At 73.5% G+C, this 11,268-nt stretch carries 9 protein-coding genes; 4 read left to right on the top strand and 5 right to left on the bottom strand.

What is annotated here, in order from left to right:
* Window positions 1-490 (bottom strand): class I SAM-dependent methyltransferase (locus E1266_RS30260; protein ID WP_132052836.1); only part of this gene is annotated, 490 nt, incomplete at its 3' end.
* A 98-nt stretch (window positions 491-588) separates the two neighbouring features.
* Here E1266_RS30260 and E1266_RS30265 point away from each other — a divergent pair.
* The gene (locus tag E1266_RS30265; protein WP_132052838.1) at window positions 589-1,284 is read left to right on the top strand and encodes a helix-turn-helix domain-containing protein; all 696 of its coding nucleotides are present in this window, start codon (window positions 589-591) and stop codon (window positions 1,282-1,284) included.
* Here the strand turns inward: E1266_RS30265 and E1266_RS30270 are convergent.
* Genes E1266_RS30270 through wecB form a run of 3 tightly spaced genes read right to left on the bottom strand, consistent with a single transcriptional unit; the run spans window position 1,274 to window position 5,206 of the window.
* Window positions 1,274-3,394: a glycosyltransferase family 1 protein gene (locus E1266_RS30270; RefSeq protein ID WP_243719068.1), complete on the bottom strand. Its 2,121-nt coding sequence runs from the start codon at window positions 3,392-3,394 to the stop codon at window positions 1,274-1,276. The two genes, E1266_RS30265 and E1266_RS30270, sit on opposite strands and share 11 nt — an antisense overlap.
* 53 nt (window positions 3,395-3,447) lie before the next feature.
* A complete protein-coding gene (locus tag E1266_RS30275) occupies window positions 3,448-4,146 on the bottom strand; it encodes a hypothetical protein (protein WP_132052840.1) in 699 nt (232 codons plus the stop codon).
* Window positions 4,139-5,206: a UDP-N-acetylglucosamine 2-epimerase (non-hydrolyzing) gene (wecB, locus tag E1266_RS30280; RefSeq protein ID WP_207946001.1), complete on the bottom strand. Its 1,068-nt coding sequence runs from the start codon at window positions 5,204-5,206 to the stop codon at window positions 4,139-4,141. The genes E1266_RS30275 and wecB overlap by 8 nt, the downstream gene beginning before the upstream one ends.
* 57 nt (window positions 5,207-5,263) lie before the next feature.
* Between wecB and E1266_RS30285 the strand changes: the two genes are divergently transcribed.
* The 3 genes from E1266_RS30285 (at window position 5,264) to E1266_RS30295 (ending at window position 9,281) form a co-directional block, all read left to right on the top strand.
* Window positions 5,264-6,697 carry a glycosyltransferase family 4 protein gene (locus E1266_RS30285; protein WP_243719066.1) on the top strand — a complete coding sequence of 478 codons (1,434 nt, stop codon included), beginning with the start codon at window positions 5,264-5,266 and terminating at the stop codon, window positions 6,695-6,697.
* A 37-nt stretch (window positions 6,698-6,734) separates the two neighbouring features.
* Window positions 6,735-7,997 (top strand): nucleotide sugar dehydrogenase, encoded by a 1,263-nt coding sequence (locus E1266_RS30290; RefSeq protein WP_132052846.1) that lies wholly within the window; start codon window positions 6,735-6,737, stop codon window positions 7,995-7,997.
* Between the two features lie 162 nt (window positions 7,998-8,159).
* Window positions 8,160-9,281 (top strand): glycosyltransferase family 4 protein, encoded by a 1,122-nt coding sequence (locus tag E1266_RS30295; protein ID WP_132052848.1) that lies wholly within the window; start codon window positions 8,160-8,162, stop codon window positions 9,279-9,281.
* Window positions 9,282-9,305: 24 nt separating this feature from the next.
* Here E1266_RS30295 and E1266_RS30300 read toward each other — a convergent pair.
* Window positions 9,306-11,268: PQQ-binding-like beta-propeller repeat protein (locus E1266_RS30300; RefSeq protein ID WP_207946000.1), on the bottom strand; the 1,963-nt coding region annotated here is incomplete at its 5' end.

The raw sequence follows: 11,268 nt of genomic DNA on the forward strand, positions 1-11,268 counted from the left end.
GCGGTGGGGCGTAGGGCTTCATGGTGGCGAACATCTGGCCGATGAAGCCTTCCGGGGTCCAGTTGAGCAGGGCGATCCGGCCGCCCGGGCGGCAGACGCGGACCAGTTCGTCCGCGGCGGCTTGGTGGTGCGGGGCGAACATGACGCCCACGCAGGACAGGACGACGTCGAACTCGCCGTCGGCGAACGGCAGTGCCTCGGCGTCGGCCTGGCGCCATTCGAGGTCCGCGTCGGCCTGCTTGCGGCCGGCCTCCAGCAGTTCCGGTGTCAGGTCGCTGGCCACCACCTTCGCGCCGGTGCGGGCGGCCGGGACGGCGGCGTTGCCCGAGCCGGCGGCGACGTCCAAGACCCGGTCGCCGCTGGTCACGCCCGCCGCGCGAACGAGTACCTCGCCCAGGCTCGGGATGACTTCGGCCGCCAGGGACGGGTAGTCGCCCAGCGCCCACATCTTTCTGTGACCGGCCTTGACCGCGTCGGTCTTTTCCCCCATGTCTTCTCCCCTCGTTTCGCCACACGCTATGGAGGGGGAAGGCGGCTTCCTAGTACAGGATCTGTACTGGAGGGCGGCACCGTTCTAGCCTTCGTTGTATGGGGGCCTCTTATTACCAGTTCTGTCCCGTGGCGAAGGCGATGGAACTGCTCGATGAGCGCTGGACGTTATTGATCATTCGTGAGCTGCTGTCCGGGAGCGAGCGGTTCAACGAGGTGCGCCGCGGGGTGCCGCGGATGTCGCCCACGCTGCTGTCGAAACGGCTCAACCAGCTCGTGCGGGCGGGCGTGGTGGAGAAGCGCGTCGACGGGAACGACGTGCGGTACGTGCTGACCGCGGCGGGTGAGGAGCTGCGGCCGGTCGTCGACGCGCTGGCCGTGTGGGGCGTCCGCTGGGTCGGGGAGCTCGGCGACCGCGATCTCGATCCGCGGCTGCTCATGTGGGACATGCGCCGCAACGTCGACTGCGGCGCCGTCCCGGACGGGCGGACCGTGGTGCTGTTCACCTTCCCGGATGTGGCCGCCGCCCGGGAACGCCACTGGTGGCTGGTGCTCACGCCCGGCGGCGCCGACGTGTGCGATGTCGACCCCGGGTTCGAGGTGTCGGTGACGGTGACCGGTGAGCTGCGGCAGATGGTGCTGATCTGGCGCGGCGACGTCGGGTGGCGGGACGCGCTGCGGGCCGGGGCGGTCGAGACGCGGGGGCCCGAGGCGCTGCGCCGGGCGCTGCCGGGGTGGTTCTCGCTGTCGCCGTTCGCGGACGTGCCCCGGCCGGATCGTGAGGCTATCCGGTGAGGAGGTCCGTCCACTGGCGGCAGACCTCGGTCAGGCCGTAGGCGTTCGTCACCTGGGTGCGGGCTAGGGCCGCCTCGGTTTCCCAGCGGTCATCGGAGACCGTTGTGGCAATGGACGCGGCCATTGCCGACGGCGTTTCGTGGATCCAGCGGGTGTCGTAGATGCTGTCCGAGCCGGGCCATGGGAGCAGGGCCGGGACGGCGCCCGACGCCATTCCTTCGGCGGGTGCCAGGTGGAAACTCTCGTCGTCGCTGGTGGAAAGGACGAAACCGATCCGGCGCAGCCAGGACGCTACGTCGCGGCCGTAGGAGTCGAAGACGACCCCGCCGGAAAGGAGGCGGGAACGGCGGATGCGACGGAAGACTTTCTCGTAGTGGGTCCGTTCCTCGTCCTTCTGCCAGATCCACCAGTAGTCCCAGGGCAGTTTCGATTTGACGAAGAGCGTGAAGCGGAAATCTTCGCGGCGGAGTTCCTCCAGGACGTCCAGGGCCAGGTCGAGGCGTTTGCGGGACGGCGCGACGCCGATCATGCCCAGGTGGTGTTCGGCGCCGGGGAGTTTGCGGCGGTCGAGTTGGGCGTCGTCGACCCAGTTGGGGACGGTGACGACCTTCTCCGCGGGCCAGCCGGTCGTCTCGCGGGTGAGCGAGTTGTAGTGCGGGCTGACGCAGATGACGCGGTCGACGGCGTCGATCTTCAGTTGCTTGGGCCAGGCCGCGTAGAGCTCGAAGCGGTGCAGGCGGACGAGGAGGCGCTGGTCCGGGCGCTTGTGCTCGGCGTACCAGAGGGCGTTGGGGCCGCACCATTCGCAGATGACGACGTCTGCCCAATCGACCAGATCTTGGCTGCGTTTCTCGTCGTGGGCCTTTAGGGCGGCCCAATGGTCTACGCGGATTTCCATGTCGGGGCGGGAGCGCAGGTAGTCGAGCAGGCGGGTGAAGAATTTGAGGTCGTGGCCCGCCACGCCCACGCGGAGGGGGCGTGACTTAACGGAGAGGACGGCCTCGGACGGCTCCGGGAAGGTCTGGGAAAGGTACGTCCGGAGGCGGTCGGCGGCGGCGTCCAGCGTGTATTCGGCGGCGGCCGCGCGGCAGCGGTCCGCGGCAAGCGTGAAGACGTCGGGGTTCTTGCCGATGAGGGTGAGGGCGTCCAGGACGTCGTCCTCGGTGGCGGCGAACAGCGGGTAGTCGGCGCCGAGGAGGCGTTCGTGCATGGGCGTCCGGTTGAGGACGACCGGGACGCCCAGCGTGCCGCACTCCAAGACCTTCGTTGACAGTTCGAGGCTCGCGTCCAGTGCAGGGTCCCGCCAGGAGAGGCCCACGTCGGAGGCGGCCGTCAGCCGCATCGCCTCGGCGCGCGGGTGGCCGCCGTGCCAGATCACGCCCTCCCCGGTCTCCAGCGCCGTCCGCATCCGGGACGCGAAGCCCGGGTCGGCGGGGTCGTCGTGGATCTTGTCGCCGACCATGTGGAGTTCGGCGTCCACGCCGCGCATGGCGAGCAGGCGCGGCAGGGAGGTCATCTCGTAGGTGTTCCAGCGCGGCGCGAACTTGCCCGTGTAGACGAGGCGGAGCGCGCGGCCGTCGGGGGCCCCGGCGGCACGGGGCTCCAGCCCGTCGGGCAGGACGACGACGGGCGGGAACAGGACGCTCTTGCCCGCCGCGGCGGGGACGGCGCCCTCCAGGAAGCCGCGGAGCTCCTCGGTCTGACAGAGCAGCACGCGGGAGGCGTCGGCGATCCGGCGCAGTTCGCCCTTGGCGGAGGCGGTGAACTCGGCGGCGGACTGCGGGACGTCGGTGAGGTACGTCCAGAGGCGTCCGGCGAGGGGGCCCATCGCGAGCTTGCCCGCGATGCGCCGCCCCCTGACGACGACCAGGTCGTACGGGTTTTCCGCGTCGATGTGGGCGAGGATCGCGGCGGCGTGCCCGGCGGCCATGACGCCGTCCCAGAGGCCCTCGGCGTGCGGGCTGCGGACGGTGACGCCCGGCAGAGCGCGCAGCGGGTCGACGAGGCGTCCGGTCCGGACCGGGGCCTTGAGGACCAGGGTCACCTCGCAGCCGGCGCGGGACAGGGCCTGGACCATGCCCTGGGCCCAGATCGCCGAACCGTCGATCATGTTGAGATCGACGTCGCCGTAGACGAGGGCGCGTGGTCGCAAAGTGCTTCCTTTCAACGGACGGGTTCGAGTAGTGCGCCGACTCGGCCGGCGTCCGCGAGGACGGCGTCCCAGGTCAGGGCCGCGAGGGTGGCGGGTGCCGGGGCGCCGCCGAGCAGGACGAGCGGCAGCGTGCGGGCCGCGGCGATCCGCCGGATCTCGTCCAGCGCGGCGTCCCGGTCGTACATGCCGGGAACGCCCAGGTACGCCCAGGGGCCGCCGGGTTCGCCGGCCGATGCGTCCACGACGACCATGTCCACGTCCGCCCGGTCGAGGACGATCGCGGCGTCGTGCGGGTACAGCGGGACGACCTCGACGTGCTCGGCGAGCTCGGCGGCCGTGCGCGGGGCGAGGACGCCCGCGACGATCGGGCGGTCGCAAGGCCCGGCGACGAGCAGCCGGTTCTCGGGACGGTCGACCCGGTCGGGCTGGACGGCCCCGCCGCCGCCCCTGCCGGACGCCGACACGGGCGCGTTGCGCTTGCGCCACAGCCGGTACAGGTCGCGCGGCAGGCGCCGCCCGCGCCGGGGATTGCGCGCGGCCCCGGCGACGAGCCGCCCGAACTGCACGGCCGTCGAGGCTTCCAGCGCCGCGACCCGCTTCTCCAGCTCGGCGAGGCGCGCCTCGCGTTCGCGCAGCGTCGCCTTCAGCCGCCCGACCTGCTGGTACGCCTTCGCCTCCCGGCGCGCGCCGGTCCCGGCCTCGTCACTCACCCAGATACCTCATGATCACTTCGGCGATGCGGGGGCCGGCGTGGCCGTCCCACAGCGGCGGCTTGCGGTCGGCGGCGACCGGACCCGACTCCAGCGCCTTTCGAACCCCCGGCACCAGCTCCTCGAACGTCACGAGGCGGTTGGTGCCGTGGGTGATGGTGATGGGCCGCTCGGTGTTGGGCCGGACGGTCAGGCACGGCACACCGAGGATCGTCGTCTCCTCCTGGAGTCCCCCCGAGTCCGTGACGACCGCCGCCGCCCCCCGCACGGCCGCGATGAAGTCGATGTACCCGAGCGGCTCCAGGATGTGCACCCCGGCGTGGTCGTCCAGCCCGGCGGCCAGCAGGTTCGCCCGGCCGCGCGGGTGCACGGGGATGACCAGGTCGGCGAGGTCGGCGACGCCGTGCAGGTGCCGGACGAGGGCCGCCGCCGTCTCGGGCGCGTCCACGTTCGCGGGCCGGTGCATCGTCGCCAGGACGTACCGGCCGGGCAGCCCGTGCTCCTGCCGGACCCGGTCCGTGTCGAACGAGCCGAGGTTCGCCAGCAGCGTGTCGATCATCGGGTTGCCGACGAGGTGGGTCCGGTGCACCGGGACGCCCTCGGCCGCCAGGTGCCCGATCCCCTCCGGGCTGGTGACCAGGCACAGCGCGGACAGCTGGTCGGTGATCCGCCGGTTGACCTCCTCCGGCATGGACATGTCGAAGCTGCGCAACCCCGCCTCCACATGGGCGACGGGGATCTGCAGCTTGGCCGCGACGAGGGCGGCGGCGATCGTCGAGTTCACGTCGCCGTACACGATGACGAGCTCGGGTGAACGGCTCGTGAACTCCTTCTCCAGGCCGACGAGGAGCGCGGCGGTCTGCTCGGCGTGCCCGCCGGAGCCGACGCCGAGGTTGACGTCGGGTTCGGGCAGCCCCAGCTCGGTGAAGAAGATCTCCGACATCCGCGCGTCGTAGTGCTGGCCGGTGTGGACCACGGCCTGCTCGGCGCCGGCGGCGCGCAACGCGCCGATCACCGGGGCGGCCTTGACGAAGTTCGGCCGCGCCCCGAGGACGTGCACGATGGGTGCCAACACGATTTCCCTTCTGTTCACCGGGGTCGCCTACGCTCGCCCGCCGTGCTCACAAAGAAGCCCGTCTACCTGGTGGGACTCGCCTGGCGGCAGGTCCGGGACGACCCGGGCCGGGCGTCCCGGCTCGCGGTCCGGCTGGTCGCCCGCACCCCGTTCGGCGCCCGGCTGCGCCGTTCCCCGCTCGTGGTCCCGAAGCCGCGGGACGTCCGGCGCGAGACGGCCGACCTGCGCCGCCTGCTGGCCCGTCCGCCTTCCCCCCGCGCCCCCCGCGCCGAGCCGCGGGGCAGGGGCGTCCTGCAGTTCGTGACGAACTCGCTTCCCGCCACGAACGCCGGATACACCGTCCGCACGCACCGGATCGCCCAGGCCCAGCGGGAGGCGGGCCTCGACACCCACGTCGTGACCCGGCTCGGGTACCCGCTGAGCCAGGGCGGCGGGGACGCGCGGACGCGGGTGGACGTCGACGGCGTCCCGTACCACCGGCTGCTCCCCTGGCTGCCGCCCGCCGACCCGGTGCGGGCCGTCGCCAGGAGCGCCGACCTGGCCGGGCGGCTGGTCGCGGAGCTGCGGCCGGCCGTGCTGCACGCCGTCAGCAACCACCTGAACGCGGCCGTCGCGCTGGAGCTGGGACGGCGGCACGGGCTGCCCGTCGTCTACGAGGTGCGCGGCTTCCTGGAGGACTCCTGGCTGTCGCGCGACCCCGCGCACCGCGAGACGGACGAGTTCTACCGGCTGACCCGGGAGCTGGAGACGCGCCGCATGGCCGAGGCGGACGCGGTCGTGACGCTCGGCGAGGCGATGCGGGCGGAGATCGCGTCCCGCGGGATCCCCGAGGAGAAGATCGCCGTGGTGCCGAACGGGGTGGACGGGACGTTCCTCGAACCGCTCCCCGACCCCGGCGACCTGCGCGAGCGGCTCGGCATCCGCGGGGACGCCCCGGTCGTCGGCCTGACGTCCTCGTTCTACGGCTACGAGGGCATCGACACGCTCATCGACGCGGCGGCGCTGCTGCGCGACCGGGGCTCGCCGGTCGCGCTGCTGCTGGTCGGCGACGGCCCGGAGCGCGGCGCGCTCGAACGGCGCGCGGCCGGGCTCGGCGTGCACGCCGTGTTCACCGGCCGGGTGCCGATGGAGTCCGTTCGCCGATTCCACGCCGTCCTCGATGTGTTCGCGGTGCCGCGCCGTGCGGACCGGGTCTGCCGGTTGGTGACGCCTCTCAAGCCGATCGAGGCGATGGCCGGGGGAATCCCCGTCATAGCCAGTGATGTCAGGGCACTTCGCGAAATCGTGGAACCCGGCGTGACCGGCGCGTTAACAGTTCCGGAAGACCCGGAATCATGGGCGAATTGTCTGGAAGACCTGGCTTACAGTCCGGAAAGAAGGCAGAAAATCGGGCAGGCGGCCCGGGAATGGGTGCGGGCGGAACGCACTTGGCGCACCGTCACGGCCGGATACCGGACCGCCTACGCGATCCCCTGAACCGCGACCGCGTACATTCTGCGAAGGGAGCCACCGGGTGGATCTGGTGGTCATCGGACTCGGCTACGTCGGACTGCCGCTCGTGCGGGCGGCCAGCCGGGCCGGCCTGCGGGCCGGCGGCCTCGACCGCGACGCGCGCGTGGTCGCCGGGCTCAAGGCCGGGCTGTCGCACATCGACGACGTCTCGCCCGCCGACATAGAAGACATGCTGGAGGCCGGGTTCGTCCCGAGCCTGCACGAGGACGTCCTGGACGGCGCCCGCACCGTGGTCATCTGCGTGCCGACGCCGCTGTCGCCGGAGGGCGGCCCCGACCTCACCGCGGTGCGCGGCGCGGCCGAGACGGTCGCCCGGCGCCTGGAGCCGGGGACGCTGGTGGTCCTGGAGTCGACCACCTACCCGGGGACCACCGAGGAGGTCGTCCGGCCGATCCTGGAGACGTCCGGGCTGGTCGCCGGGGAGGAGTTCCACCTGGCGTTCTCGCCGGAGCGGATCGACCCGGGCAACCCGGTCTACGGGGTGCACAACACGCCGAAGATCGTGGGCGGGCTGACCCCGGCGTGCGCGTCGGCGGCGGCGGCGTTCTACGGCAAGTTCGTCGACCGGGTCGTGCAGGCCAGGGGCACCCGCGAGGCCGAGATGGCCAAGCTGCTGGAGAACACCTACCGGCACGTGAACATCGCGCTGGTCAACGAGATGGCGGTGTTCTGCAACGAGCTGGGCATCGACCTGTGGGACGCGATCGACTGCGCGGCCACCAAGCCGTTCGGCTTCCAGGCGTTCCGCCCGGGGCCGGGCGTCGGCGGGCACTGCATACCGATCGACCCGAACTACCTGTCGTACAAGGTCAGGTCGCTGGGTTACCCGTTCCGGTTCGTGGAGCTGGCCCAGGAGATCAATGACCGGATGCCCCGGTACGTCGCCGAACGCGCGCAGCAGCTCCTCAACCGGGAGGGACGCGCGCTGAAGGGCGCCAGGGTCCTGCTCCTCGGCGTCACCTACAAGGCCGACATCGCCGACCAGCGCGAATCGCCGGCCCGTCCGGTGGCGCGGCGGCTGGCGCGGCTCGGGGCCGACCTGTCGTTCCACGACCCGTTCATCAGGTCGTGGGAGGTGGACGGCACCGAGATCCCGAACGCGGGCGCGGACCTGGCCGCGGCGCTGGCGGCGGCCGACCTGGCGATCGTCCTCGCCGACCACACCGCCTACGACTCCGGGACGCTGACGCGCAACGCGCGCCTGCTCTTCGACACCCGGGGCCGGACGCGCAACGCCCACCTGGACGGCGTCGAACTGCTTTAGCGCCGCCGCGGGGGACATGGCGGAGTACATGACGCGCCAGTAGCACACGGCGGACCAATCGCCCGGCGCCGTCCATGCCTCCGACAACCGGAATTCATCCGCAATTTCCATCGGCCGCCCAGACTCGGAGTCAATCGAGGGCTTCGGCACGGAGTGAGATAAATGCGGGTCTGCGTTTGCACGGTGGTGCATCACCCCGAGGACGCGCGCATTCTGCACCGGCAGATACGCGCGCTCCTCGACGCCGGCCATGAAGTCACGTACATCGCGCCGTTCCGGGCATGCAATGCGACCCCGTGGCGGCAGATCAGCCCCGTGGACGTGCCGCGCGCCATCGGGCGGCGCCGCCTCCGGGCGCTGCGCGCGGCCCACCGCGCGCTCACCGAGCACGCCGCCTACGCCGACGTGATCCTCCTCCACGACCCCGAGCTGCTGGTGTCCCTCCCCCGCGAGGTGCGCCGCCGGACCGTCGTGTGGGACGTCCACGAGGACACCGCCGCGGCCCTCGGCGCCAAGGGCTGGCTGCCCGCCCCGGCGCGTCCGGTGCTCCGCCCGGCCGTGCAGCGCCTGGAGCGGCGCAGCGAGCGGCGGCACCGCCTGCTGCTCGCCGAGGAGGGCTACCGGGCGCGGTTCCGCGAGGAGCACCCGGTCGTGCCCAACACCACCTACGTCGCCGAGGCGCCGCCCGGTCCGCCGGACGGCCGCCGCGCCGTCTACGTCGGGCAGCTGTCCAGGGCGCGCGGGGCGCTCGACATGGTGCACATGGCGCGCGTGCTGGCCGCCGAGGGCATCCTGGTCGAGCTGATCGGCGCCGCCGACGCCGACATCAGGGAGCTGATCCGGGGCGCGCAGCGCGAGGGGATCCTGCGCTGGTACGGGTTCGTCCCCAACGACCGGGCGCTGCGCATCGCCGAGGGCGCGATGGCCGGGCTGGCGCTGCTGCACGACGAGCCCAACTACCGGCACTCGATGCCGACCAAGATCGTGGAGTACATGGCCCGCGGCGTCCCGGTCGTCACCACGCCGAACCCGCCGGCCGTGGAGATCGTGGAGTCCGCCGGGTGCGGGCTGATCGTCCCGTTCGGCGACCCGGGCGCCGCCGCCAAGGCCGTGCTGCGGCTGCGCGACGACCCGGAGCTGCGCATCGGGCTCGGCGCTCGCGGCCACCGGGCCGCCCGCGAGCGCTTCCACTGGCCGGTCCACGCCGAGCGCTTCGTCGCCCAGCTCGAAGCGTGGGCGAGCCGCGAGCACGTCCGCACCGCGGAGCCCGTCCCCGAGTTCTGACGGTTCTGACCGCCCGCCCGGGGGTCAGGACGGGTGGTGCAGGCGGTACGCCACGGAGCGGGCCAGGCGGGCGGCGACGCCCGGCGGCCGGTCGGCCTCGACCACCACCACGTACCGGCCGACCCGCAGGGCGATCATGCCGGTGGCGGGCCCGATCTCGTACGCCTCGTCCGCGCCGATGTCGCGGCGCTTGCGGGCCTTCGCCTGGGTGGCCTGGAGGGCGTCCAGCATCTGCGACGCGACGTGCTCGGTCCGGCCGACCCAGCGGACGCTGACGGTGAAGCCGCCCACGGTCCGCTCCACGCCGGCGTCCTGCTCCTCGTCGCCGTCCTCGCCAGGGCCCGCTGACTCTTCGGAGCCGGCCTCGCCGGACCCGGCCGGGTCCGGCGAGGCCGGCTCCGCACCCTCGCCTTCGGGCTCCTCCCCCTCGGGTTCGCCGGCGTCGCCGTCCTTCTCGGGCGGCTCGTAGCGGCAGGACACCGGGCGCGGCAGCCGCACCGGCCCGCCGGACGTGCGGGCGGGCTCGGCGGTGTGGCCGTCCACGCGGGCCGCGACGAGGTCCGGTTTCGCCAGCAGGGCGCAGGCGTCCGGCCAGTCCGCCGCCGGCACGCCGCCGAGTTCGGCCGGGCCGCCGCCCGCGAGGCCGCCGCGGAGCGCGACCAGCCGCGCGGCGCCGTCCGGGCGCGGCGCCGCCTGCGGGACGGCCGCGTACAGCAGCCCGCCCGCCGCCGCCAGCCACGGGCGGGGACCGGGCAGGTCGAGGTTCACCGAGATCGGCGCGGGCGCGCTCGTGGCATCGCCGCCGCCGGGGTCGACGATGTCCACGCCCGCGGGCAGCAGCCGCCCCGACAGCCGCGGACGCAGCGCGAACACGTGCCCGCCCGCCTGCGCGAGCGCCGCGTACGCGGGTGCGTCGCGGCTCCACTCGACCTTGCCGGACGGCACCCGCACCGCCTCCATGCGAGTCTCGCCGCGCTTGGCCCCGTCCGGGTGGTGGACGACCAGGAGCCGCCCCGACCGCAGCACCGCCGGGCACATGGTGTCGCCGCAGACCCCGTCGCCCCGCCAGACGCCGAACTGCTCGCCGTCCTCGTCGAACGCGCGCAGCGCCGTCCCGTCGGCGACGAGCGTCACGCCGTCCAGCATCGACACCTCGGGCGACTCCTTCGACCCGAGGGAGCGGTCCCAGGCGACGGTGCCCGCGCCCGGCTCGACCGCCAGCAGCCGGCTGTGCCGCGCCTTCCCGGCGCAGTCGAGGGCCAGCGCCGCGAGGTCCTCCCGCCCGTCGGACGGCCGCGCGCTGCCCTCGAACAGCCGGCAGCCGCGCGGCAGCGGCAGCCGCCACACCCGGTTCCCGGTCACCGCGGAGATCCCGAACAGGGTGCGGCGCTCGTCGTCGGTGGTCAGCAGCACGTCGGACCCGGCGGGCCAGCGCAGCGTGCTCCGGGAGACCGCGGCGGGGCGCGGCCCCTCGCGCTGCCAAAGCAGGCCCCCGGACAGCGCGTCGAACGCGATGACCAGCCGCTCGCCGCGGTCGCCGTCCCGCTCGAAGTAGCCGAGCAGCCGCGACCGGGTGGCCGCCCAGCCGAGCAGCGTCCAGCCGGAGCGGCGGTAGCTCCAGCGGTCCGCGCCGGTCCGCGCGTCGTGGACCTCCAGCCCGCTCCCGGACGCCGTCACCAGCTGCCCCTGCGCGACCGCGTAGGCGACCCCGTCGTAGCCGGCGACGGACCCGTGGTGGATGCGGGTCGTCCGCTCCCAGCTCACCGTGAGCGGGCCGGGCGGCGGCCCCACGTCGCGCTGCGGCGCGACGGGGTCGGCGGTCACGGTGTGCCGCACCTGCCACCACTCCGCGCCGAGGACGAACCGGTCGACCAGCACGGCGGCCAGCGCGATGGCGACGACGCCGGAGACCACGCCGAGGGCCACGCGGACCCCGCCCACGGACTCCGGCCGGCCGCCCGGCCGCTGCCGGCCTCCGCCCACGACC

Source organism: Actinomadura sp. 7K534 (assembly GCF_004348575.1).
Classification (GTDB): Bacteria; Actinomycetota; Actinomycetes; order Streptosporangiales; family Streptosporangiaceae; genus Spirillospora; species Spirillospora livida.

Coding starts and splice junctions, on each gene's coding strand:
- E1266_RS30265 (WP_132052838.1), top strand. CDS start 589: ATGGGGGCCTCTTATTACCAGTTCTGTCCCGTGGCGAAGGCGATGGAA.
- E1266_RS30270 (WP_243719068.1), bottom strand. CDS start 3,394: ATGATCGACGGTTCGGCGATCTGGGCCCAGGGCATGGTCCAGGCCCTG.
- E1266_RS30295 (WP_132052848.1), top strand. CDS start 8,160: ATGCGGGTCTGCGTTTGCACGGTGGTGCATCACCCCGAGGACGCGCGC.